The organism is Pontibacterium sinense, from assembly GCF_015209595.1.
GTDB lineage: Bacteria > Pseudomonadota > Gammaproteobacteria > Pseudomonadales > Balneatricaceae > Pontibacterium > Pontibacterium sinense.
Genome location: NZ_JADEYS010000003.1, coordinates 218130 through 243187 on the forward strand (window position 1 = coordinate 218130; position 25058 = coordinate 243187).

The window sequence follows — 25058 nt, forward strand, 5'->3', positions numbered from 1 at the left end:
GTTTTCAAGGGCTTCAAATTCACACCGTTTTCACTTGTTCTCCCACTATTAAACAATCTAATAATTGCCTGATTTTACGCGGGTTTCCGGTCGATGGCCGCCTTGCATTTACTGGGGTTAATTTCTATAGTGTTGTGTAGTGGGGTAAAGTGGATAAAAGTGGGAAAATTTGGTGGCTGAGTAGGCAATAGATGTTTCGTGGCGTGAATCCAATCAATCTGGACGCAAAGGGACGCATGGCGATCCCAGCGCGCTACCGTGAACAAATCACGGGGTGTTGCGATGGATGTCTGGTTGCCACTATTGATCCTGATGATCGCTGCTTACTGCTTTATCCGCTTCAGGAATGGGAAGAGATTCAGAAGAAAATCGAAGCTCTGCCGAGTTTAAATCCGGTAGCCCGTCGCCTTCAACGCTTATTGATCGGTCACGCAACAGACTTGGATATGGATGCTAATGGTCGTCTGTTGCTGCCTGCGCCGTTGCGTGAATACGCGGGGCTCGACAAGAAGATTGTGCTTCTTGGCCAAGGGCGGAAATTTGAAATATGGAGTGAGTCCCGCTGGGCGGAGACTCGCGATGAATATCTGCAGGTAGCGGAAGGCGCTGAAATGCCGGAAGAGATGCAGAGTCTGTCACTTTAAATCGGAATCATGCTGAATCATGGCGCAGGAATTTAAACATATTACGGTACTGCTCAACGAAGCTGTCGATCTGCTTGTGCAGGATCCCGACGGTTTTTACGTGGACGGTACTTTTGGCCGCGGCGGTCACACTGCGCTGGTATTGGATCGTCTCTCTGAGGGTGGTCGGGTAATGGGTATCGATAAAGACCCTCAGGCGATCGCGCATTCAAAAGAACGGTTTGGTGACGAACCTCGTTTTTCCATCGCGCACGGTAGTTTTGCCGAGATGGAACAGTTTGTAACTGACGAGGGGATGATGGGCAAGGTCGATGGCGTGCTTCTGGACTTAGGCGTTTCCTCGCCTCAGTTGGATGATCCTGATCGTGGTTTTAGCTTCTCCAACGATGGCCCGTTAGATATGCGTATGAATACGGCGGTAGGGGAAAGTGCAGCAGAATGGTTGGCTCACGCTGAAGAAAAAGAGATTGCGGATGTCATCTATCTGTACGGCGAAGAGCGTTTCTCTCGTCGTATGGCGAAAGCGATTGTTGCTGAAAGAGCAGAGTCTCCTATCGAGACAACAGGGCGATTGGCAAAAATTATTGCTGAGGCCAATCCTGCCTGGGAGAAAGGCAAGCATCCTGCGACGCGTGCCTTTCAGGGGATCAGAATTCATATAAATCGCGAGTTGGAAGATCTTGAACGCTGTCTTGATCAGGCGCTTGAAGTATTGGCCGAAGGCGGGCGCTTGGTGGTGATCAGTTTCCACTCGTTAGAAGACCGGATCGTAAAACGCTTTATCCGTAAGTACGTCAAAGGTGACGAGCACCTGCCACCGGGGATTCCTGTGACTCAGGATATGCTGAACCAGCGTCTGAAAGGGTTAGGGAAAGCGGTGAAGGCGGGTAAGCAGGAGGTGTCTGATAACCCTCGTGCGCGCAGTGCCGTCATGCGTGCAGCTTATAAGATCGCCTAAATGTTGGCGTTGCAGCGGTTCCGCAAAGTGCGTGAGCCAGACGTACAACCTGAACGGTTGTATCGTGCAGAAGAACTGATAAAGCCGGCATTGATGTTAGCGGTCGTAGTGCTGATGGTTGTTGGATCAGCATTAATGGTGATTTTTGCATCGCACGATTACCGAAAGCTGTTTCATCAACACCAGGTAACCGTGCGTGAGTACGACGAATTGCAGGTTGAATGGGGTCAGCTATTACTGGAACAGGGTGCCTGGGCTGCAAATAACCGGGTTGAGTCTCTGGTAATTAAAAAGCTGAATATGAAAGTGCCAGATCCAACGCTGATAGAGTTCGTGCGCGATGAGTGAAGAGCAGACATGCAGTCAGATTGGTAAGGGGTGGAGGCTGGCACTTGTGCTGGGGATTCTCGCTGCTATTACCTGTGGCATTGGCTTTAAGCTGATCACGTTGTATGTCGAGGATCAGGAGTTTCTGCAAAATCAGGGTAATGCCCGGAGTTTGCGCGTCATTCAGGTGCCGGCGCATCGTGGCATGATCACCGATCGCAACGGGGAGCCGATGGCGGTCAGTGCGCCGGTTGCAACCGTATGGGTTGATCCTAAGATGGCTGACCTCAAGCATGTGTCGCTAGGCAAAGTTGCCCGCCATTTAGGTACGAGTCGAGACCGCTTGGTGAAGAAGGTTTCAGCTAAACGTTCGAAGCGTTTCATGTATCTGAAGCGTCAGGTTGAACCTCAGGTTGCAGAGCGCATTCGAGAGCTAAAAGTGCCTGGGATACATGTTGAGCGTGACTACAAGCGGTTTTACCCGTCGGGCGAAGTGGCGAGTCATCTGCTTGGCTTTACCAATCGTGATGGTAAAGGGCAGGAAGGCCTGGAACTGTCCTATGAAAAAGCGCTGCATTCTGAGCCCGGTAAGCAACTGGTATTGAAGGACTTGCTGGGACGTACCGTCAAACATATCCGTTCTGAAAGTGCTGCAGAGCAAGGGCAGTCACTTCAGCTGAGCATCGATATGCGACTGCAGTACCTAGCGTATCGTGAGCTTAAAGCTGCGGTAACCGCCCATCGTGCCGATGCGGCATCGCTGGTGATGTTGGATGCAAAAACCGGTGAAGTATTAGCGATGGCGAATTATCCATCCTATAACCCGAATAATCCGGCAGATCGTGTTTCGTCCACCATTCGTAATCGGGCGGTAACCGATCTGTTTGAACCCGGTTCAACCATGAAACCCATGACCGTTGCTGCTGCGCTGATGAGCGGGAAGTATGGTATGCGCAGTGTGATTGATACAACACCCGGTCATATGCGCCTGAAAGGAAAAACGATTCGGGATCATCGCAATTATGGTGAGCTGGATATTACCGGCATTATTACAAAATCGAGCAATGTGGGATCGGTGAAGTTAGCACTGAGCCTGGAGCCGGGTAGCTTACATAATTTATTGCAGAACATCGGTATCGGTCATGCCACAGGCATCGGTTTTCCGGGGGAACGTTCCGGGCGCCTGCCTTACTTAGCGGATAGCCAAGTCTTGCAGCGTGCGACACTGTCTTATGGCTATGGCTTGTCTGTCACACCACTGCAGTTGGCGCAATCTTATCTGCCGTTAGCGAATGACGGTGTCATGACGCCCGTTAGCTTGTTGCGTACCGAAAAACCGTTGCCACCGGTACGTGTTATGCCGGCACCGATCGCGCGCTCGATCAGGGGCATGATGGAAACGGTTATCAGTATTAAAGGTACGGGTCGCCAGGCGGCCATTCCGGGTTACAGGGTTGCAGGTAAGACCGGTACGGTGCACAAAGTTGGAAATAACGGTTATATCGACGACCAGTATATCTCTATTTTTGCGGGTATTGCGCCGGCCAGTAATCCCGAGGTGGTTACCGTTGTGATGGTTGATAATCCGAGAGGACAGGAGCACTACGGTGGAGAGGTTGCGGCACCGATTTTTTCCCGCACGGTGGGTGGAACGCTGCGTATGCTGAATATCCCACCGGATAATCTGCTACGTCCTGAGCAGCAGGTTGTAAAACGCTAATGACTATTCGAAGCAGATCATTGGTGGAGTTGTTACCGGAGCTTGTTGATTCGGAAGCCGGTGCATGTGTCGTGACGGGTATCAGTCAGGACAGTCGGCAAATCGCAGCAGGGGATCTGTTCTGCGCACGCGCTGGTGGACAGTATAAAGGTATCGACTTTGTTGAAGATGCCGTCGAAAAAGGCGCGGCTGCGGTACTGATCGATAGCTCAGAGCAGTGGGTTGAATCAAGCTCTGTACCTGTTATCGCTGTAGAACACTTAGCACAGCGATTAAGTGGCATTGCGGGACGTTTTTATGGTGAACCGTCGTCAGCAATAAAGATGGTTGGGATCACTGGCACCAATGGCAAAACATCCTGCAGTCATTTTTTAGCGCAGTCGCTCAACCACTTAGGGTTGCGTACTGCCATTATCGGTACTGTCGGCAATGGCTTTCCAGATGCGTTGCAAAGTGCAACTCATACCACACCAGACGCCGTTGGATTGCAGCGTTTGTTAGCTGAGTTTGTGCAGCAAGGCGCTGATGCGGTGGTGATGGAAGTATCGAGTCACGCGTTGGACCAGTATCGTGTGGCAGGCCTGTCGTTTAATGTGGCTGCGTTTACTAATTTGAGTCGTGATCATCTGGATTATCACGGTTCCATGGATGAATACGGCGCTGCCAAAGCGCGTTTGTTTCATGACCTGGCACCGACGCATGTGGTTATTAACGCGGACGATGCATTTGGTCGGGTGTTATTGGAAGGGTTCGCTGCAGACGCTTCTGTGTTGGGGTTTGGCGAAGAGGCAGGTGAATTACGCGCTGTTAATGTATGCCTTCAGAAAAGCGGTATTGGAGCGCAGCTTAATACACCGTGGGGTGATATTGCGCTAAATACACAGGTTGTGGGCCAGTTTAACGTATCCAACTTACTGTTAACGACGGCAGTGCTTGGCGTCATGGGGTTTGATGCAGAAAAAATCCAACAACAATTGACGGCATTAACACCAGTGCCGGGGCGCATGCAGTGTCTGGGTGACGATACGCAGCCATTGGTGGTTGTTGACTATGCTCACACGCCGGATGCTTTGGAAAAGGCTTTGAATGCGTCGCGTCAGCACACGCCCGGTCGTTTGATCTGTGTATTTGGCTGTGGGGGTGACCGCGACACCGGTAAGCGACCGGAAATGGGACGTATCGCTGCGCGGTTGGCTGATGTTGTATACGTGACCAGCGACAATCCGCGGACCGAAGATCCCCAGCAGATTATCGATATGATCTTGCCAGGCTGTGACGCAGGGAAACCCGTGACCGCTGTGATCGATCGGGAACAGGCCATTCGTGATGCAGTGTTGGTGGCAGGAAAAGATGATGTAGTGCTGGTGGCGGGAAAAGGTCACGAGGACTACCAGGAAATAATGGGGCAGCGCCAGCCATTTGATGACGTGCAGGTGGCGAAGGCAGCTTTACAGGAGTGGCGGGCATGATTGGTGAATGGCGATTGAGCGATCTACAGGCTGCGTTGGGTGGTGAACTACCGACGGGCGATATGTCGTTTAATGGCGTGAGTACAGATACCCGTACAATCGTGCCGGGGAATCTGTTTCTCGCACTAAAAGGGCCCAACTTCGACGGTCATCGTTTTGTAGAGCAGGCACTGAGTAAAGGTGCAGTTGCAGCCGTTGTGAGTGATCGTCAGGGCGATGATATACCACAGTGGTTGGTGGGTGATACGCATGCAGCGCTGGGTCAGATCGCGAAACTCAATCGTCAGCGTTTTGACAATACCGTATTCACCGTGACCGGTAGTGCAGGAAAAACCACAGTAAAAGAGATGCTGGCCACCATCCTGAGCCAGCAGGGTGAAGTGCTGGCGACTAAGGGTAATCTGAACAATGATATCGGCGCACCGCTGACTCTTTTGTCCCTTGAACGTCAGCATCAATACGGCGTGATTGAATTAGGTGCTAGCGCAGAGAAAGAGATCGACTACACCGTTCGACTGTCACTACCGGATGTGGCGATTCTGACCAATGCGATGGGGGCTCACCTCGAAGGTTTTGGTTCCTTGCAAGGGGTGGTGCGTGCCAAAGGTGAGATATTCGACGGATTGTCAGACGATGGCTGGGCCATTATCAACCGTGATGATCCTCACTGTGAGGCGTGGCTTGATAAAACAGAGGGGCGTAACCGGCTGACCTTTGGTGTCGAAAACAGCGCTGCAGATGTTATTGCGACCCACCTGAGTATTGCGGAGAACGGTTGTTATCGTTTTCAGCTGAATTATTCAGGTCAAAGCGTAACCCTCTCATTGGGCGTGATGGGTAAGCATAATGTCGCAAATGCTACAGCGGCGACTGCTGCCATAATAGCCGCCGGTTTACCGCTCGAGTTGGCGGTAGAAGGTTTGAAAAAATTTACACCAGTTAAAGGCCGTATGTGTCCAATGGCGGGCACACATGGTTCGACTGTCATTGATGACAGTTATAACGCAAATCCCGGTTCAGTGAAGGCGGCAATTGATCTGCTGACCTCACTGCCCGGAAAACATCTGCTCTTGCTGGGCGATATGGCTGAACTTGGAAAAGATGAAGCCGAGCAGCATGCAGATGTTGGGAGTTACGCAGCGCAGAAGGGGACCGGCCGTCTAATGGCGGTCGGTGCGCTGTCGTTACATGCGGTGGATGCATTTAATGCCTCTGCCGGTATGCAGGGAGGGCATTTTGATACCAGGGAACAATTGGTAGATGCAGTCCGTACCTTGCAGGAACCCGGAATGACCATCTTGGTTAAAGGGTCTCGCAGTGCGGGAATGGAAAAAGTTGTCGCAGGATTGGTTGAAGGAAACCACTAAATGCTTTTACTGCTCGCGGATTATTTGTCCAATTTTTACAGTGGCTTCGCGGTATTTCAGTACCTCACGTTGAGAGGCATTCTTGGAGTACTGACGGCGCTGGTAATCTCGTTGTTACTGGGGCCTGTGCTGATAAAAAAGTTACGTGTAAAACAGATCGGACAAGCGGTACGTGATGATGGTCCTCAGTCTCACCTGAGTAAGGCCGGTACGCCAACAATGGGTGGTGCACTGATTATTCTTGCCATTGCGATCAGCACCTTCTTGTGGGGAGATATTACCAACCGCTTTGTTTTGATTACAGTGGCCGTGATGCTGATCTTTGGTGCGGTGGGATGGGTCGATGATTATCGCAAGGTGATTGAGAAGAACTCTCGCGGCTTGCCTGCTCGCTGGAAGTACCTGTGGCAATCTGTGGGAGGTGCCGGTGCCGCAATTTTTCTATATCTGACGGCTCAAACGCCTGCTGAAACTGAGCTTATCGTGCCGTTCTTTAAGGGCGTGATGGTGGATATGGGTATCTTCTTTATCGTCTTTACCTACTTTGTGATTGTGGGGAGTTCCAATGCGGTGAACCTGACGGATGGGCTGGATGGTCTGGCGATTATGCCAACCGTCATGGTCGCTGCTGCGTTGGGGGTGTTTGCATACCTGACCGGTAACGTACGTTTTGCTGATTATTTGTTGATCCCGTATATCTCGGGTGCCGGTGAGCTGATTGTTATTTGTGGTGCGATTGTTGGAGCGGGCCTTGGTTTTCTCTGGTTTAACACCTACCCAGCCCAGGTATTTATGGGCGATGTGGGTGCGCTGTCGTTGGGCGCTACCTTAGGTGTGATTGCGGTCATCGTGCGACAGGAATTGGTGCTGGTGATTATGGGCGGTGTGTTTGTCATGGAAACCGTGTCTGTCATCCTGCAAGTCGCTTCGTACAAACTGACCGGGCGGCGAATATTCCGAATGGCGCCGATTCATCATCATTTTGAGCTCAAGGGCTGGCCTGAACCACGTGTTATTGTTCGCTTCTGGATCATCACGGTGGTTTTAGTTTTGGTAGGTCTGGCCAGTCTGAAAATTCGTTAGGAGACGCTGCATGAGCTTAATCGCCAGTGACAACAGGCGAATCATAGTAGGGCTGGGCGCAACAGGTGTTTCCTGCGCCCGCCATCTGGCACGCAAAGGCGTGCCTTTCGTCGTTGTGGATACTCGTGAAAATCCGGCTGGATTAGACCAGTTTAAGGTAGAGTTTCCCTGTGTCGATGTGCACTGTGGAGAGCTGGACGCAGAGTATCTTGTGCAGGCCTCCGAACTGATCGTGAGTCCCGGTGTGGCGATCAGCCACCCTGCTATTCAGGCAGCTATCGCACAGGGCGTGCATGTCTGTGGTGATATTGATCTGTTTTGTCGTGAGATTACAGCGCCGGTTATCGCGATTACCGGCTCGAATGCAAAAAGCAGTGTCACCACGTTGGTGGGCGATATGGCTGCGGCTGCGGGCATCGATGTCGGGGTCGGTGGCAATTTGGGGTTGCCGGTCCTGGATATGCTCGCTCAGGGAGAGCAGGCACTGTATGTACTGGAGCTGTCGAGTTTTCAGTTGGAAACCTGCCATGATCTGCGTGCTAAAGTCGCGACCGTATTGAACATCAGTCCGGATCATCAGGATCGTTACCCGGATATGACCGCCTACTATCAGGCGAAGCACCGTATTTTCCGAGGCTGTCGTCAGGCAGTGATCAATCGTGATGATGCGTTGACCAGTCCGTTGTTGCCAAAAGCCGTCCTAACCACCGCTTTTCATCTGGGTAAGCCAGATCTGAATCTGTTTGGTGTGATGACTGATGGTGAAGGTGAATGGCTGGCGCTGGGGCGTGAAAAACTGTTACGCGTCTCTGAACTCAAAGTCCGTGGTCAACACAATGTGGCTAATGCTCTAGCAGCTCTCGCGCTAGGGCAGGCAGCAGATATCCCGATGGAAGCGATGCTTGCTGCATTGAAACAATTTACGGGCCTGAAACATCGCTGCCAGTGGGTTGCAGATAAAGGTGCAATCAGTTTCTTCAATGATTCTAAGGGTACTAACGTGGGTGCCACCGTGGCGGCATTGGACGGTCTGGGCCCGACTCTGGGTGATTCACGTATTGTGTTAATCGCCGGTGGTGAAGGAAAAGGGGCTGAATTTAATGACCTTAAAGCACCGTTACAACGATATGGGCGTGCGGTTGTATTAATTGGCACTGATGCGCCGCGGATCCGTGCAGCGGTTGGCAGTATTGAGGCTCAGGATGCGGCTGATATGGAAGATGCGGTTCGCACAGCAGCAGGGCTAGCACAGGCGGGAGATATTGTGCTGTTGTCGCCAGCGTGCGCCAGCTTCGACATGTTTAAGAACTTCAATGTTCGTGGTGATGCTTTTATCGCTGCGGTGGAGGCGCTTTAATGCTGACCGCATTCTGGCCATCAGAGAACAAAGTCAACACCGGGGTCCTGCCGTTTGATCCCTGGGTGGTGCTCTGTGCCAGTGCGCTGATGCTGATGGGGTTTGTGATGATCAGTTCTGCATCGATGGATGTGGCATTGGAGCGTAACGGAACCCCTTATTTTTACGTGATCCGTCAGGGCATCTTTATGGTTTTAGCCATCATTGGAGCCTGTGTTGTCTGGCGTATCCCTATTGATTTCTGGCAGCGAACAGGCCATTGGTGGATGCTGGGCGCGATTGTATTGCTGGTGGCTGTTCTGGTGCCGGGTATCGGCCGTGAAGTGAATGGCAGTAGCCGTTGGATTCCGGTAGGTCCGATCAATTTGCAGGCTTCCGAGGTCGCCAAATTTTGCATGGTGATTTATATGGGCGGCTATCTGGTGCGCCGTCTCAACGAAGTACGCACCAGTTGGAGTGGGATTGCTAAGCCGGCATTGCCATTGGGTATTTTTGTCGGATTGCTGTATTTGGAACCTGACTTTGGTGCGGCTGTTGTATTGATGGGCACGGTCATGGTGATGATCTTTCTGGGAGGCATGCGTTTCTCTCAGTTTATCTTGATCGTGTCGGGAGCCCTGGCGTTGTTGGTTGCGTTGATTGGTGCGCAACCCTACCGAATGGCCCGATTACAAACCTATCTCAACCCTTGGGATGATCCTTATGGTGCCGGGTATCAGCTAACGCAGGCACAAATTGCATTTGGCCGCGGAGATTGGTTTGGCACTGGCTTGGGTAACAGCGTACAGAAACTGTTTTATCTGCCTGAGGCACATACGGATTTCGTTTTTTCGGTATTGGCGGAAGAGCTTGGATTCATCGGTGTGGTGTTACTAATCGTGATCTACACCGTGATGGTGTACCGATTGTTTCAGATTGGACGTAAGGCCGAGAAACTAAACGAGTTTTTCATGGCCTATATCACCTACGGTTTTACCGTGATCTTTGCGGGACAAGCATTGATTAATGTGGGGGTAAACGTAGGTGCCCTGCCAACAAAAGGACTAACCCTGCCACTAGTGAGTTACGGGGGCAGTAGTTTGTTGGTGAGCTGCGCCATGTTAGCGGTGATATTACGCATTGATCTTGAGCTTAAGAAAAAACAGCTGACAGGAGATTCTCCGTCGGCTGATAAATCCAGTAAGAAAGATATAAAAGAGCAGGAGCCAGCATATGGCTAAACAACCGGTTGCGTTAATTATGGCGGGTGGTACCGGCGGACATGTTTTTCCTGCGTTGGCAACGGCACATGAATTGCAAAAGCAAGGTGTGCATGTGGAATGGCTGGGTACCCAGAAAGGGATTGAAGCACGTGTGATTCCAGACGCAGGGATCAAGTTGCACTGTATCGATGTGGCTGGATTGCGGGGTAAAGGGCGTCTCAGTTTGTTACTTGCGCCGTTTAAAGTGTTGCTGGCAATTTGGCAGGCTTTATCGGTATTGCGAAACGTAAAACCCGATGTGGTTCTGGGGATGGGGGGATTTGCCTCAGGTCCAGGCGGGGTGGCCGCTAAGTTGCTGGGTAAACCACTGGTTATCCACGAACAGAATGCCATTGCGGGCATGACCAATAAGATTCTCTCGCGTATGGCTTGGCGGGTGTTAGAAGCCTTTGAGGACGCATTTCCAGGTGCGACAGAGACTGAAACCGTGGGGAATCCGGTCCGTGGGCCCATTTTGGGAATGAATGATCCGCGAGAGCGCTATCCGCAACGTTCGGGTAGAATTCGCCTGCTGGTGGTAGGCGGCAGTCTTGGGGCCAAAGCAATTAACGATGTGTTGCCGCACGTGCTGGCCGATCTGCCTGAAGATCAGCGCCCGGAAGTCTGGCATCAGACGGGAAAACGCACCTTTGAGGAAACGCAGGAGCGTTATCAACAGCTCGGTATTGATGCGCGTGTTGTGCCGTTTATAGAGCAGATGGATGAAGCCTATGGCTGGGCCGATTTGGTGTTGTGTAGGTCAGGCGCTTTAACCGTCAGTGAGCTGGCGATTGCGGGTGTTGCCGCGATTTTGGTTCCGTTTCCATTTGCGGTGGATGACCACCAGACTGAGAACGCCCGTTATCTGGCGCAGCTTGATGCCGCGAAACTGGTCCCGCAGCCAACGCTGACGGCGGACTATTTGAAAGAACTGTTAACAGAACAATTCAATCAGCGTGAAACGCTGCTTGATATGGCAACTAAAGCTCGCGCGTTGGGACGACCTGAAGCGGGGCAGCGAGTTGCTGAAGTATGCCTGGAGGCAATGAAACGATGAGCGATATCCGCAACCCAAGCCTGTTCGAGGTGCCAGAGATGCGCCGAATCCGTGGTATCCATTTTGTGGGTATCGGCGGCGTAGGTATGTGTGGCATCGCCGAAGTCCTGTTGAATCAGGGCTACGAAATTTCCGGGTCCGATATCAAAAACTCGGCGACAACCAACCGATTGGCTGAAGCCGGTGCCCGTATCTATATCGGTCATCGTGAAGAGAATGTAGACGCGGCTGATGTTGTTGTGGTTTCCACTGCGGTGAATGAAGAGAACCCGGAAGTGAAAGCCGCACGTGAGAAGCGTGTTCCTGTCGTGCGCCGTGCAGAGATGTTGGCGGAGCTGATGCGCTATCGTCACGGTATCGCCGTTGCCGGTACGCATGGCAAAACGACAACAACCAGCCTGGTTGCGTCGGTATTGGCAGAAGGTGGTCTGGATCCAACGTTCGTGATCGGTGGGCGCCTGAACAGTGCGGGCACGAATGCGAAACTGGGTGGTAGCCGTTACTTGGTTGCCGAAGCCGATGAAAGTGATGCGTCCTTCCTGCACCTGCAGCCGATGGTCGCGATTGTTACGAACATCGACGCCGACCATATGGAAACTTATGGCGGTGACTTTGGAAAGCTGAAGAAAACCTTTATCGACTTCCTGCATAACCTCCCGTTTTACGGTTTGGCGGTGATGTGTGTTGATGATCCTGTCGTACGGGAAGTGATGCCTGATGTCAGCCGTGCGATTGTGACCTACGGATTTTCAGAAGAAGCCGACTATCGCGCGACCGATTTGCGTCAGGAAGGCATGTACAGTCATTTCCGCGTGAGTCGCCCGGGGAACCATGATGATCTTGAAGTGACGCTGACCATGCCGGGCCGTCACAACGTATTAAATGCACTGGCATCGATTGCGGTGGCAACCGAAGAAGGTCTCGACGGCGAAGCGATCTGTGAAGCGCTGAAAAAATTCCAGGGCGTCGGTCGTCGTTTTCAGGTGTTGGGTGAGCTGCCGGTGGACGGCGGTGAGATTACACTGGTGGATGACTACGGTCACCATCCAACAGAAGTTGAAGCGGTCATCAAAGCCGTACGTGAAGGCTGGCCTGATCGCCGGTTAGTGATGATTTACCAACCCCATCGCTATACCCGTACCCGTGATCTGTACGAAGACTTTGTTAAGGTCCTGTCTGATTCGGACTTGCTACTGTTGCTTGAAGTGTATGCAGCGGGGGAAGAACCAATTCCGGGGGCCGATAGCCGGTCTATGTGCCGCAGTATTCGTCAGCGTGGCCGTATCGATCCATTGTTTGTTCAAAGTGCAGATGATGTGCACACGGTATTACGTGATGTGCTTGAACCGGGTGATCTGTTACTGACACAAGGTGCCGGGGATATTACGTCTCTGTCGCACAAATTAAAGAGCGTTTCTCTGCTGAAAGAGGAGAATAACGGATGACTACTTTCAGGGTGACTACAGAAGAGGCGCGCCAGTTTGGGCGTGTCGCGGTGATCTACGGTGGATTGTCATCGGAGCGCGTGATCTCCCTGAGAAGTGGTGCCGAAGTACTTGGCGGTCTGCAACGTGCCGGCGTTGATGTGTTTGGTATCGATTTAGGCGGAGAGCAGGGTGACCTGAATCCGCTGACTCAGCTGATGGATGCGGAGTTTGATCGGGCATTTCTGATTTTACACGGCCCCGGCGGTGAAGATGGCACCCTTCAGGGGGTGCTGGAAATGCTGGGCAAACCCTATACCGGCAGCGGTGTGGCGGCGTCTGCGTTGGGTATGGATAAAGTTCGTTGTAAGCAGTTGTGGGCTGGGGCCGGGTTACCGACACCCGCCTATGCAGTTCTGACAGAGAGTACCGACCTTACCGCTGTCGGTGAACAGTTGGGCTGGCCTATTTTTGTCAAACCCGCTCATGAAGGCTCCAGTATTGGGATTGCAAAAGTCACCAATCTCGATGAGTTAAAAAAGGCGTATCAGAATGCCGCAGAACTCGACAGTCTGGTATTAGCTGAACGTTGGATGAGTGGTGATGAGTTCACCGTCGGCGTTTTGAACGGTCAGGCATTGCCTGTGATTAAGCTGGAAACTTCGCACGATTTTTACGACTTCGATGCGAAATATGAATCTGACGATACCCGCTATCTGTTTGAGCACGGTTTGAACGAAACACAGGAACAGGCACTTAAACAGCTGGTGATCGATGCGTTTGATACGGCAGGTTGTGAAGGATGGGCGCGTATTGACGTGATGCAGGATGGCGAAGGTGCTTTTCAGTTATTGGAAGTGAATACCGCGCCGGGCATGACGGATCATAGTCTGGTGCCGATGGCCGCAGCGCAGCAAGGTGTGAGCTTTGAGCAACTTGTGGTTGAGATTTTAAGGCAGACGGTGCGTTGATGAATTGGTTTCGTTCACGTCAGAACGAAGAGATTGTAGAAGATGAGGACGCTGCGCAGCGGGGGGCGACTCGCGAAGCGATATCCGAAGAGGCTGAGTCTTTTGAAGCCGTGGCTGTCGATAAAGACCGGGATTGGTGGTTAAAGCCACTGTGGACGTTGACTGCATTGATGCTGTTTATTGGTGGGTTGTGGAGTCTTTACCTCCCTGTGTGGGGGTGGCTTGATAAACCGGTTGCAGCAGTAAAGGTAACCGGCCCGGTGCGTCATCTGGATAAACCTGCGCTGGCAGACAATGTCGCGTCAACGCTGGAAGCGGGGTTATTAGGTATTGATATCGCCACTGTTCGAGAGCAGGTTGTGAGCCATCCATGGGTACGTAACGCGGGTGTGATCCGTGATTGGCCCCAGACTCTGGAAATCAGAGTTGAAGAGGAGGTGCCGGTCGCACGTTGGGGCGAAGACGGTCTCCTGAATCATGAAGGCGAGATCTTCTGGCCGGAGTTGAAAAAAGAATATGTGCAGTTGCCGCGTTTAAGCGGGGCTGCTGAAGATACTGAGCAGGTGATGGCACAGTTTCACGATTTGAACCAGATGTTCAGACGGATTGGTCTGAAAGTGGTTGCACTGGATCTGGAAAAACGTGGGGCCTGGTCATTGGTGTTGGACAACGGTATTCGGGTTGTTGTGGGGCGCAGTGCTGTGAATGAGCGGCTGGAGCGTTTTCTTGACCTGTATACACGCGTTTTGTCGGCACGCGCTGAACACATTGAATTAGTAGATATTCGTTACGCAAACGGGGTTTCCGTGAAGTGGAAACCAGAAGCGAATGATGAGAATGCAGGTTGAAAGAGATGGGATCGACAACGGAAAGTAACATGATTGTCGCACTGGATATTGGCACATCAAAAGTGGTGTGTCTGGTCGCGGACGTAGGTCTGGATGGTGAAGTAGAGATCATTGGTGTTGGTAGCCATCCCTCGCGTGGTCTGAAACGTGGTGTTGTTGTCAATATTGAATCCACTGTGACCTCGATTCAGCGTGCGGTAGAAGAAGCTGAATTGATGGCGGGTTGTAAGATTCATTCGGTCACGGTCGGAATTGCAGGCAGTCACATCAATAGCCTGGGTTCTCACGGTATCGTGGCTGTGCGAGAGCGGGAAGTGGCTGATTATGATCTGGAGCGTGTTATCGATGCAGCCCAGGCTGTTGCGATCCCTGCCGATCAAAAGATCATTCACATTCTGCCTCAGGAATATGTGATTGATTCACAGGAAGGGATCAAAGAACCGCTGGGTATGTCTGGCGTGCGTCTTGAAGCCAAAGTTCATCTGGTGACTGGTGCAATCAACGCGGTGCACAACATCGAGAAGTGTATTCGTCGATGTGGTCTGGAAGTAGATAACATCGTACTGGAGCAGTTGGCTTCCAGTTACTCTGTTCTGACCGAAGACGAGAAAGAGCTGGGTGTCTGCATGGTTGATATTGGTGGGGGAACCACGGATATTGCCGTGTTTACCGCCGGCTCTATTCGCCATACATCAGTGATCCCTATTGCTGGAGACCAGGTTACCAACGACATTGCGATGGCGTTACGTACTCCGACTCAGAGTGCTGACGAGATCAAGATCAAATATGCCTGCGCCTTGGCGCAGCTGGCCGGCCCGGAAGAGCTGATTAAAGTACCGAGCGTGGGCGATCGTCCGGCTCGGGATCTGTCGCGACAGGCGCTGGCTGAGGTTGTGGAGCCGCGTTACGACGAACTGTTCACGCTGATTCAGGCTGAACTGCGTCGCAGTGGATTTGAAGATTTGGTCGCTGCGGGCATCGTTCTGACAGGTGGCACATCTAAGATGGAAGGGGCCGTAGAACTGGCGGAAGAGATCTTCCATATGCCTGTGCGTCTGGCTAATCCGAAAGGCGTGCGTGGGATGGAAGATATTCTGCGCAGTCCGATTTATGCCACAGGTATCGGTTTGTTGTTGTACGCGAAGGACAACCACGACACGGATTTTGCCGCCGCATCAACAGATGAGCCCATTGCGATCATCGAAAAAAATAAGACAGATATTCTGACTCGGATGAAATCCTGGTTTCAGGGTAACTTCTGAAGCACATATCAATGGAATTCGTGCGGTGACTGATGCAGTGTCACCGACAATGCAAGACAGAATGGATGCAGCCAGGCAGGGTGGTTGTATCAAACAGGAAGGAGAGAGTTATGTTTGAACTGGTCGATAGCATTCCGCAGAGTGCTGTGATCAAAGTGGTGGGTGTCGGTGGTGGAGGCGGAAACGCAGTCCAGCACATGGTACAAGGCTCCCTTGAAGGCGTAGAGTTTATTTGCGCTAACACTGATGCACAGGCACTGAGCAGCATGTCGGGTAATTCCGTCCTGCAAATTGGTGGAGAACTGACAAAAGGATTAGGCGCAGGTGCTAATCCGGAAATTGGTCGTCAGGCGGCATTGGAAGATCGTGATCGTATTGCCGAAGCACTGACCGGTACCGATATGGTGTTTATCACTGCGGGTATGGGTGGCGGAACCGGAACCGGGGCTGCGCCGATTGTGGCTGAGGTTGCCAAAGAGTTGGGCATCCTGACTGTCGCGGTTGTAACCACTCCGTTCCCATTTGAAGGCCGTAAACGCTTACTGCTGGCGAATGAAGGTTTACGAGAGCTGCGTGATTGCGTGGACTCCCTGATCATTATTCCAAACGCCAAACTGATGCAGGTCATGGGACGCAATTGTTCTCTGATGAATGCCTTCAATGCGGCAAACGATGTCCTGAAAGGTGCAGTACAAGGCATCTCTGATCTGATTACCCGCGGCGGTATGATCAACGTCGACTTTGCCGATGTACGCACAGTGATGGCCGAGATGGGCATGGCGATGATGGGTACCGGCGTTGGACGGGGTGAAAGTCGCGCTCTGGAAGCCGCTGAAGCTGCTATCAAAAGTCCGTTACTGGATAACGTCGACCTGAAAGGTGCCAGCGGCATTCTGGTGAATGTAACCGGTGGTGTTGACCTGAGCTTGGGTGAATTCACCGAAGTGGGTGATCTGGTGGGTGAATATGCCGACGAGAATGCAACTATTGTCGTGGGTACAGTCATCGATCCGGAACTAACTGATGAATTAAAGGTCACTGTCGTAGCAACGGGATTGGATAAGCCGAAAGAAAAGGCACCTGAAGTTAAGAAAGGGCCTAAAAAAGCGGACGGCTCTCTTGATCTTGATGAGATTGATCTGCCGACCGTTTTACGTCGCCAGCGTCAGGAAGCTCTGAACGGCGGTACGGCAAAACAGGCAGCAGCACCGAAGGAAGAGGAAAGCAAACAGCGCGGTCAAAGTGCGGATTCCTATTTGGATATCCCAACGTTCTTGCGTAAGCAAAACGACTGAGCCTCGACTGATTGCGGTTGCTGTTACAATTATAACTTTGGTATAATCGCCCGTTATCTAAAACGCGCGCAGGGTATGTTACGGCACAAAATATGATCAAACAGAGAACTCTGAAGAACAGCATCAAAGCAACGGGTATTGGTCTGCATTCAGGTCAGAAGGTATATCTGACACTGAAACCTGCGCCAGCGAATAACGGTATCGTTTTCCGTCGTGTTGATCTGGATCCTGTGGTCGATATTCAGGCTGCTGCGCATAATGTTGCTGACACTACACTGTCCACTAATTTGGGTAAAGATGGTGTGCGTGTCGCGACGGTAGAGCATTTGCTATCAGCCATGGCTGGACTGGGTATTGATAATGCCTTTGTAGAGCTGAGTGCCGAAGAAGTACCGATTATGGACGGCAGCTCTGCTCCGTTTGTATTCTTGATCCAGTCAGCGGGTATCGCTGAGCAGGATGCACCTAAGCAGTTCATCCGTATCAAGAAAGAGATCACGGTGAGCAGCGATGGTAAATCTGCTACTTTTCGTCCGTTTGATGGTTTTAAGGTAGGCTTCAAAATTGACTTCGAACACCCTGCATTCGAAGGTCGCAATATGGAAGCTGTTCTGGATTTTTCCAGCACGTCTTTTGTAAAAGAAGTTAGCCGCGCGCGCACCTTTGGCTTTATGAGTGATATCGAATACCTACGCTCTCAGAACCTTGTTCTGGGTGGTAGTTTTGATAACGCCATTGTTGTTGATGACTACCGAATTCTGAATGAAGACGGTCTGCGTTATGACGACGAGTTTGTAAAACATAAAGTATTGGATGCGGTAGGTGACCTTTACCTGTTGGGCAAAAGTCTGATTGGTGAGTTCTTTGGTTATAAATCCGGTCATTATCTGAACAACATGTTGCTGCGAGAACTGTTGGCCAATGAAGATGCGTATGAAATGGTGACCTTCGAAGACGAAGAAGCCGCTTCTCCGATCTCCTATCAGAAGCCGGTTGTTGCGAACTAACTAAAACACGTTAGTTGCACAGACTCTCCTTTATAAAAGCCGAACCTCAGTGTTCGGCTTTTTTGTGCCTTTTTTGTTAGATCTATCAACAAAACGCCTGATCCCACCTCGAACCATTGCATGGGTATTGACTAAAGTCGTGCATGGATCGAAATAATTGTCCCTTTAGATTCGAAACCACGCCCCAATAGAGTTAGAATGTTCCGTTAATTTGCCGGATATAATGGCCGGAAACCTTTGATTAGACAGGTTGAAAACTCAAAACATGCTGACCTCACTGTTCAAGAAAGTATTTGGAAGTAAGAACGATCGAGAACTCAAGCGCATGGGCCGTACGGTCAAACAGATCAATGCGCTGGAAGCCGATCTGGAACAGCTCTCAGATGAGGCGCTGAAAGCTAAAACCGACGAATTTCGTCAGCGGTTAGCAGAGGGATCTAATCTTGATCAGCTGTTACCTGAAGCATTTGCTGTAGTACGTGAAGCGTCCCGCCGTGTCATGGGCATGCGCCACTTTGACGTGCAGATGATCGGTGGTATGACTCTGAACGAAGGTAAAGTGGCTGAGATGCGCACCGGTGAAGGTAAAACACTGGTTGCGACCTTACCTGTGTATCTGAATGCACTGGCGGGCGAAGGCGTTCACGTTGTTACGGTGAACGACTATCTGGCAAGCCGAGATGCCGAGTGGATGCGTCCGCTGTATGAATCTCTGGGTATGACGGTTGGGGTTATCCTCTCCGGTCAGGATTCAGAGACTAAACGTGCGGCCTATGCGTCGGATATCACTTACGGTACCAACAACGAATTTGGCTTCGATTACCTGCGCGACAACATGGCCTTCAGTGCGGAAGAAAAAGCACAGCGTGCCTTTAACTTTGCGGTAGTCGATGAAGTTGACTCCATCCTGATCGATGAAGCCCGTACCCCGCTGATCATCTCCGGACCTGCAGAAGACAGCTCCGCCATGTACATGCAGATCAACACCCTGATCCCAAAACTTGAACAGTTTGATGGTGAGATCGATCCTAAGGATGATACTCAGGTTATCGACGAGCACTTTGTGGTTGATGAGAAAAACCGCACCGTTGAGCTGACCGAAGCCGGTCATAGCTTCGTTGAAGAACTGTTGACCGAGATGGAGCTGCTGGGCGAAGGCGAAAGCTTGTATGCACCGCAGAATCTGAGCCTGCTACACCATGTTTTGGCCGGGTTGCGTGCACACAACCTGTTCCAGCGCGATAAAGATTACATCGTGCAGGACAACCAGGTTGTCATTGTTGATGAGCACACCGGTCGTATCATGCCGGGACGCCGCTGGTCAGAAGGTCTGCATCAGGCTGTAGAGGCGAAAGAGGGCGTAGCGGTTCAGCAGGAAAGTCAGACGCTGGCATCAACCACTTTCCAGAACTATTTCCGTTTGTATAACAAGCTGTCAGGTATGACCGGTACAGCTGATACGGAAGCGTTCGAGTTACGCCAGATCTACGGTTTGGATGTAATCGTGATTCCAACGAACCGTGCGGTTTCACGTAAGGATATGAACGATCAGGTCTTCCTGACCATGGAAGAAAAATACGAAGCGATTATTGAAGAGATTCGCCGCACACAGGAACAGAAACGTCCTGTGCTGGTGGGTACCGCATCGGTTGAGTCTTCTGAACTGATCTCAGCGTGGTTGAAGAAACAAGATATCCAGCACAACGTACTGAACGCTAAAAACCACGGACGTGAAGCGGAAATTATTTCCGATGCGGGTCGTCCGGGTGCGGTAACGATTGCGACTAACATGGCCGGTCGTGGTACGGATATTGTGTTGGGTGGCAAGCTGGAATCTGATCTGGAAGCACTGAACGATCCAACCGAAGCGCAGATCGAAGAGACTAAAGCTGAGTGGCAGAAACGTCACGATGCGGTGCTGGAAGCCGGCGGTTTGCATATTGTGGGTACAGAGCGTCACGAATCCCGCCGTATCGATAACCAGCTGCGTGGTCGTGCAGGTCGTCAGGGTGACGCGGGTTCTTCCCGCTTCTTCCTGTCGCTGGAAGATGACCTGATGCGTATCTTCGCATCTGATCGTGTGCGTCAGTTGATGCAGGCGCTGGGTATGGAGCGCGGCGAAGCGATTGAGCACAAGATGGTCAGCAACGCCATCGAAAAAGCGCAGCGTAAGGTGGAAGGTCGTAACTTCGATATTCGTAAAGCGCTGTTGGAATATGATGATGTTGCCAACGATCAGCGTACCGTGATTTACGGCCAGCGTAATGAGTTGATGGCGGTTGATGATATCTCTGAAACCGTGTCGGCTGTGCGTGATGAAGTGCTCGAAAACACCATCGATGGCTTTATTCCACCGCAAAGTCTGGAAGAGCAGTGGGATGTTCCTGGGCTTGAGAAGGCACTGGAAAGCGATTTTGCCGTGAAGCTGCCGCTTGAAAAGTGGTTGGACGAAGATGACAACCTGCATGAAGAGACTCTGCGTCAGAAGATCTCCGAATCTGTGTTGGAGGCTTACCAGTCGAAGGAGACTCAGGTCGGCGCGGAAACCATGCGTATGTTCGAGAAACAGGTGATGCTGCAGGTGCTGGATACCTTGTGGAAAGAACATCTGCAGACAATGGATCACCTGCGTCAGGGTATTCACCTGCGTGGTTATGCACAGAAAAACCCTAAGCAGGAATACAAGCGTGAAGCGTTCCAGCTGTTCCAGGAGCTGCTGGATAATATCAAGCAGGACGTTATCCGTATCCTGAGCCACGTTCAGGTTCGTCAGCCTGAAGAAGTAGAAGCGATGGAACAGCAGCGTCGCGAGCAGGCTGAGCGTCAGCAGATGAACTACCAGCATGATGAAACATCGGCGATGGGTGGACAGGGAGATGCTGAGCAGCGCGAAGAGGCACAAGTCGCAGAAGGTTCAGAACAGCCGTTTACCCGTGACACGCCAAAGGTGGGTCGCAATGAGCCATGCCCATGTGGTTCCGGTAAAAAGTACAAGCAGTGCCACGGCAAGCTGGTATAACTTAAACGCAATACAAGCAGGGGTGTGAAGACTACCCCCCTGAAGTTAGAGAGCCCGGATTGGCTTATAGGCTCTCTTAACAGCAAAGCAGCTTCGGCTGCTTTCTTTGTCTTTATTTACGGAGATATCGAAATGGCAGTAGGACCGGATACCCTTCCTGAATTTTACCCGGTTGCAGGTTTTAAACTGGGAACGACATCTGCAGGCATTAAAACACCTGGCCGCCAGGATCTGGTGTTGATGGAAGTGCCTGAGGAAGCATCTGTAGCGGGTGTATTTACCAAAAACGCATTTTGTGCGGCACCTGTGCAGATCTGTAAGCGCCACATGGAATTGAAAACTGCCCGATATCTGATCGTTAACACCGGTAATGCGAATGCAGGTACAGGCCAGGAAGGTTGGGATGATGGTGCGCTGACCTGCAAAACCGTGGCCGATCTGATGGGGGTGACCGATGCAGAGGTCCTGCCATTTTCTACCGGTGTGATCGGAGAAAAACTGCCCGTTGAGAAGATTGTTGCTGCGCTGCCTGCGGCGAAAGAAGCACTGATCGAGACGGGTTGGGAAGCTGCGGCTTCCGGTATTCTGACTACGGACACTCGGCCGAAAGGTGCCAGTGAACAGTTTACCTACAACGGACAGACGATCACCGTAACCGGCATCTCAAAAGGCTCTGGTATGATCATGCCGAACATGGCGACCATGCTGGGCTACGTTGCCACCGATGCTGAGGTTGATCAGACATTGTTACAGTCTTTGCTGACTGCATCGACGGATCAGTCCTTTAACCGCATCACCGTGGACAGTGACACGTCAACCAACGATTCCTGCATACTGGTTGCAACCGGTGCATCAGGTGTAAAGGTTGACGCTGAAGACGCGGCGCTTCTGGCTCAGTTTACTGAGGTATTGAACCGTGTCATGCGCGATCTGGCTCATGCGATTGTGCGTGACGGAGAAGGCGCAACCAAGTTCGTGACAGTTCAGGTGGACAGCGCTGCGAGTCAGCAGGAAGCATTGGCGGTAGCCTATGACATCGCTCACTCCCCGCTGGTAAAAACCGCACTGTATGCGTCTGACCCTAACTGGGGACGTATTCTGGCGGTCGTTGGGCGCGCGGGTGTAGAAAACCTGGATCTGGATGCTTTGCAGATCTATCTGGGCGATGTGTGTATCGTTGAGAACGGTGGCCGTGCGGCGAGCTATACCGAAGACGCGGGTCAGGCGGTGATGGATCAGGAAGAGATTGGTATCCGTGTCGTACTGAACCGTGGTGATGTTACGGAGACTGTCTGGACAACAGATTTGTCCCAGGAATATGTCAGCATCAACGCCGATTACCGTTCCTGATATGACCAAGCTGATTCACGTTGCTGCTGCTGTCATTCTGAATGCGCAAGGGCAGGTACTGTTGGCGCGCCGTCCTGTGGATAAACATCAGGGCGGCCTCTGGGAGTTTCCTGGGGGAAAAGTCGAGCCGAACGAACCGGTCGTGGATGCACTGGCGCGTGAACTGGATGAAGAGTTAGGCATTCAGATCAGCGCTGCGCGTCCATTAATTCAAGTTCCGCATCATTACCCGGATAAATCGGTGTTGCTGGATGTGTATGAAGTGGATGCCTTCGAAGGTACACCTTACGGTCGTGAAGGTCAGCCGGTTGAGTGGGTTGAGCGTTCAGCCTTGGCCGATTACGCATTTCCTGCAGCAAATACGCCGATTGTCGCGGCAGCCTTGCTGCCGTCACGATTGATGATTACCGGTGCGGCAGCAAATCCTGTCGAATATTTGGATAATCTGGAACAGGGTATCAAGCGTGGTGCTGAAGGAGTGATGTTGCGTGCAAAGCAGCTCACTGATTCTGATTTCTTACAGCTTGCTGCTCAGTTTCAGAGCGCCTGCCGGGATCGCGGCGTATTTCTGACGCTGAACAGTTCGATAGAACTGGCAAACGAGCTCAAAGCGGATGCGTTGCATCTGAGCAGTGCACGTTTGTTGGCGTTGGAATCACGAGACCAGTTCAGTGGTCGTTGGCTCAGTGCCTCCTGTCATAGCGCAGAAGAGCTGGCCAAAGCAGAGGCGCTGGGGCTGGATTACGTCACGTTATCCCCGGTGGCTGCGACCCGTTCGCATCCTGATACACCTCCGATGGGATGGAATACGTTTCAGCGTTTAGTCGCAGAGGTGACTCTGCCGGTTTATGCGTTGGGAGGAATGGAAGAGAGCACCCTGCCACAGGCATGGGATGCCGGTGCGCAGGGCGTTGCAGCGATCAGTGCATGGTGGGGGTAGCTTCACGTGCACCGGGTTCATCTCCGGTGCTGTAGTCGTTCTCATCCTGACTGCTGCTGGCAGCAATTTGGTACTCTTCATTGGCCCATGAGCCAAGGTCGATCAATCGGCAGCGTTCGCTGCAGAAGGGGCGAAATGCATTGTTTTCGCTCCATTCTGCTTTCTCACCACAGTGCGGACAGTCGATTAACTTCTTACTCATATCTTTACTCTATTTCTGAATTAGCGAGCGCGACCAGCGCCTGATGCAGGCTGGCGACATTCGCATCCAGCTTGCTTTGATCACCGCTATTATCGAAAACGGTGTCGGCGCGTTCCAGGCGTTCTTCACGTGGCATCTGTGCGGCGATAATCGCACGTACCTGATCTTCTGAAGTGTTATCACGTGCGGCGGTGCGCTCAATCTGGCGTTCTTCAGGCGCATCCACCACAACCACATGATTTACCAGCAAGTGTTGATCGGTTTCCAGCAATAGAGGGGATGCCAGTACAGCGTATAAGCTTTCCAGATTTTCCAGTTTTGCCAGAATGCGATCACGGATGATCGGGTGTAGTAGTTGCTCCAACCAAACACGCTGCTTTTCATCGGCAAAAACGATTTCACGTAGTTTGGGGCGGTTGAGACAGCCGTCTTCCAGTAGGACAGCTTCGCCAAAACGTTTACCGATCGCATCCAGTGCCGGTTCTCCCGGAGCCACAACCTCGCGGGCGACAACATCGGCATCGATAATGGGGATGTTCTTTTCTGCAAGGCGCTCAGAAACAGCGCTTTTACCGCAGCCAATGCCGCCAGTCAGTCCAACTACAAACATGGTTTACACACCGATCAGTTGTAGATATTTGTGAGTGATCTCTTGCCCCCAGATCAAGCTGATCCAGCCCGCGACCGCCAGATAAGGACCAAAAGGGATCGGGTTCTGGCGCTCGTGGCGCTTCAGGACAATGAGCATTATCCCAAAAATTGCCCCAACCAGTGAAGAGAAAAGAATGATGACAGGCAATTGATCCGCACCTGCCCAGGCACCGAGTGCGGCGAGCAGTTTAAAATCACCGTATCCCATACCCTCTTTGCCTGTCAGCAACTTAAAGAGCCAATAGATCGACCACAGTGAAAGATAACCCAGCATCGCCCCGGCCACAGCCATATGCAGGCTGGTAAACATACCAAAGCTATTGACCAGTAAACCCAGCCAAAGCAGGGGTAGTGTTATGCTATCGGGTAGTAACTGGGTATCGTAATCGATCAGCGTCAGGCAGATCAGTATCCAGCTAAACAACATCACCGCCAGACTGATCTCATTGAGCCCATAGACTGATACGACGTACATGCTAATCAAAGCGGTGAACAATTCAACGCTAGGGTAGCGTGCCGAGATCGGGGTATGACACCCGTTACATTGCCCTTTTTGCATCAGGTAGCTGATCACTGGAATGTTCTCAAACCAGCGAATTTTATGTCCACATTTCGGACAGCTGGAAGCGGGAACCGACAGGTTAAAACGCTCCTGAGAGGGCTCTTTACCTTGCATCTCATCAACCTGCGCCTGCCACTCCAGCTCCATCATCTTAGGCACGCGGTAGATCACCACGTTTAAGAAGCTGCCAATCATCAAGGCAAAAAGAAATGCCACAGCCATGGCGACGACGGGATGAGAATTCAGTGTTTCAAGTAGTATCAAGGTGTTAACCCTTAAAGAGTGCGTAAAAGTGCTTAATAAA

At 51.7% G+C, this 25058-nt stretch carries 22 protein-coding genes; 19 read left to right on the top strand and 3 right to left on the bottom strand.

What is annotated here, in order from left to right:
- The first annotated feature begins 191 nt into the window (after positions 1-191).
- The 19 genes from mraZ (at position 192) to IOQ59_RS04800 (ending at position 23339) form a co-directional block, all read left to right on the top strand.
- Positions 192-644 carry a division/cell wall cluster transcriptional repressor MraZ gene (gene mraZ, locus IOQ59_RS04710; protein WP_193952105.1) on the top strand — a complete coding sequence of 151 codons (453 nt, stop codon included), beginning with the start codon at positions 192-194 and terminating at the stop codon, positions 642-644.
- Between the two features lie 19 nt (positions 645-663).
- Positions 664-1602 carry a 16S rRNA (cytosine(1402)-N(4))-methyltransferase RsmH gene (gene rsmH, locus IOQ59_RS04715; protein WP_193952106.1) on the top strand — a complete coding sequence of 313 codons (939 nt, stop codon included), beginning with the start codon at positions 664-666 and terminating at the stop codon, positions 1600-1602.
- Entirely contained in the window at positions 1603-1950 is a 348-nt protein-coding gene (gene ftsL / locus IOQ59_RS04720) for a cell division protein FtsL (protein WP_193952107.1), read from the top strand.
- Positions 1943-3649, top strand: coding sequence for a peptidoglycan D,D-transpeptidase FtsI family protein (locus IOQ59_RS04725; RefSeq protein ID WP_193952108.1), 1707 nt, complete (start codon positions 1943-1945; stop codon positions 3647-3649). The genes ftsL and IOQ59_RS04725 overlap by 8 nt, the downstream gene beginning before the upstream one ends.
- Positions 3649-5118, top strand: a complete 1470-nt coding sequence (locus tag IOQ59_RS04730; protein ID WP_193952109.1) for a UDP-N-acetylmuramoyl-L-alanyl-D-glutamate--2,6-diaminopimelate ligase — start codon at positions 3649-3651, stop codon at positions 5116-5118. The genes IOQ59_RS04725 and IOQ59_RS04730 overlap by 1 nt, the downstream gene beginning before the upstream one ends.
- Positions 5115-6485: a UDP-N-acetylmuramoyl-tripeptide--D-alanyl-D-alanine ligase gene (locus IOQ59_RS04735; RefSeq protein ID WP_193952110.1), complete on the top strand. Its 1371-nt coding sequence runs from the start codon at positions 5115-5117 to the stop codon at positions 6483-6485. The genes IOQ59_RS04730 and IOQ59_RS04735 overlap by 4 nt, the downstream gene beginning before the upstream one ends.
- The gene (gene mraY / locus IOQ59_RS04740; RefSeq protein WP_193952111.1) at positions 6486-7568 is read left to right on the top strand and encodes a phospho-N-acetylmuramoyl-pentapeptide-transferase; all 1083 of its coding nucleotides are present in this window, start codon (positions 6486-6488) and stop codon (positions 7566-7568) included.
- Between the two features lie 10 nt (positions 7569-7578).
- Positions 7579-8925 (top strand): UDP-N-acetylmuramoyl-L-alanine--D-glutamate ligase, encoded by a 1347-nt coding sequence (murD, locus tag IOQ59_RS04745; protein ID WP_193952112.1) that lies wholly within the window; start codon positions 7579-7581, stop codon positions 8923-8925.
- Complete coding sequence (gene ftsW, locus IOQ59_RS04750) at positions 8925-10145, top strand: putative lipid II flippase FtsW (protein ID WP_193952113.1); 1221 nt, start codon at positions 8925-8927, stop codon at positions 10143-10145. Before murD ends, ftsW begins: the two co-directional genes overlap by 1 nt.
- The gene (gene murG / locus IOQ59_RS04755) at positions 10138-11223 is read left to right on the top strand and encodes an undecaprenyldiphospho-muramoylpentapeptide beta-N-acetylglucosaminyltransferase (protein WP_193952114.1); all 1086 of its coding nucleotides are present in this window, start codon (positions 10138-10140) and stop codon (positions 11221-11223) included. The genes ftsW and murG overlap by 8 nt, the downstream gene beginning before the upstream one ends.
- Entirely contained in the window at positions 11220-12668 is a 1449-nt protein-coding gene (gene murC, locus IOQ59_RS04760) for a UDP-N-acetylmuramate--L-alanine ligase (protein WP_193952115.1), read from the top strand. The genes murG and murC overlap by 4 nt, the downstream gene beginning before the upstream one ends.
- A complete protein-coding gene (locus IOQ59_RS04765) occupies positions 12665-13618 on the top strand; it encodes a D-alanine--D-alanine ligase (protein WP_193952116.1) in 954 nt (317 codons plus the stop codon). Before murC ends, IOQ59_RS04765 begins: the two co-directional genes overlap by 4 nt.
- Positions 13618-14466 carry a cell division protein FtsQ/DivIB gene (locus IOQ59_RS04770; RefSeq protein ID WP_193952117.1) on the top strand — a complete coding sequence of 283 codons (849 nt, stop codon included), beginning with the start codon at positions 13618-13620 and terminating at the stop codon, positions 14464-14466. The genes IOQ59_RS04765 and IOQ59_RS04770 overlap by 1 nt, the downstream gene beginning before the upstream one ends.
- A 5-nt stretch (positions 14467-14471) precedes the next feature.
- Positions 14472-15728, top strand: a complete 1257-nt coding sequence (gene ftsA, locus IOQ59_RS04775; RefSeq protein WP_193952118.1) for a cell division protein FtsA — start codon at positions 14472-14474, stop codon at positions 15726-15728.
- Between the two features lie 110 nt (positions 15729-15838).
- Entirely contained in the window at positions 15839-17023 is a 1185-nt protein-coding gene (ftsZ, locus tag IOQ59_RS04780) for a cell division protein FtsZ (RefSeq protein ID WP_193952119.1), read from the top strand.
- A 92-nt stretch (positions 17024-17115) separates the two neighbouring features.
- Positions 17116-18030, top strand: a complete 915-nt coding sequence (lpxC, locus tag IOQ59_RS04785) for a UDP-3-O-acyl-N-acetylglucosamine deacetylase (RefSeq protein ID WP_193952120.1) — start codon at positions 17116-17118, stop codon at positions 18028-18030.
- A 265-nt stretch (positions 18031-18295) separates the two neighbouring features.
- A complete protein-coding gene (secA, locus tag IOQ59_RS04790; RefSeq protein ID WP_193952121.1) occupies positions 18296-21049 on the top strand; it encodes a preprotein translocase subunit SecA in 2754 nt (917 codons plus the stop codon).
- 132 nt (positions 21050-21181) lie between these two features.
- On the top strand, positions 21182-22399 hold the full coding sequence (argJ, locus tag IOQ59_RS04795; RefSeq protein ID WP_193952122.1) for a bifunctional glutamate N-acetyltransferase/amino-acid acetyltransferase ArgJ: 1218 nt from the start codon (positions 21182-21184) through the stop codon (positions 22397-22399).
- Positions 22368-23339, top strand: a complete 972-nt coding sequence (locus IOQ59_RS04800; RefSeq protein WP_228050685.1) for a Nudix family hydrolase — start codon at positions 22368-22370, stop codon at positions 23337-23339. The genes argJ and IOQ59_RS04800 overlap by 32 nt, the downstream gene beginning before the upstream one ends.
- Here the strand turns inward: IOQ59_RS04800 and yacG are convergent.
- The 3 genes from yacG to IOQ59_RS04815 are packed head-to-tail and all read right to left on the bottom strand — an operon-like array spanning position 23320 to position 25018.
- The gene (yacG, locus tag IOQ59_RS04805) at positions 23320-23541 is read right to left on the bottom strand and encodes a DNA gyrase inhibitor YacG (protein ID WP_193952123.1); all 222 of its coding nucleotides are present in this window, start codon (positions 23539-23541) and stop codon (positions 23320-23322) included. The genes IOQ59_RS04800 and yacG overlap by 20 nt on opposite strands.
- Positions 23542-23545: 4 nt before the next feature.
- On the bottom strand, positions 23546-24151 hold the full coding sequence (gene coaE, locus IOQ59_RS04810) for a dephospho-CoA kinase (protein ID WP_193952124.1): 606 nt from the start codon (positions 24149-24151) through the stop codon (positions 23546-23548).
- Between the two features lie 3 nt (positions 24152-24154).
- Positions 24155-25018, bottom strand: coding sequence for a prepilin peptidase (locus tag IOQ59_RS04815; protein ID WP_228050686.1), 864 nt, complete (start codon positions 25016-25018; stop codon positions 24155-24157).
- Positions 25019-25058: the final 40 nt, after the last annotated feature.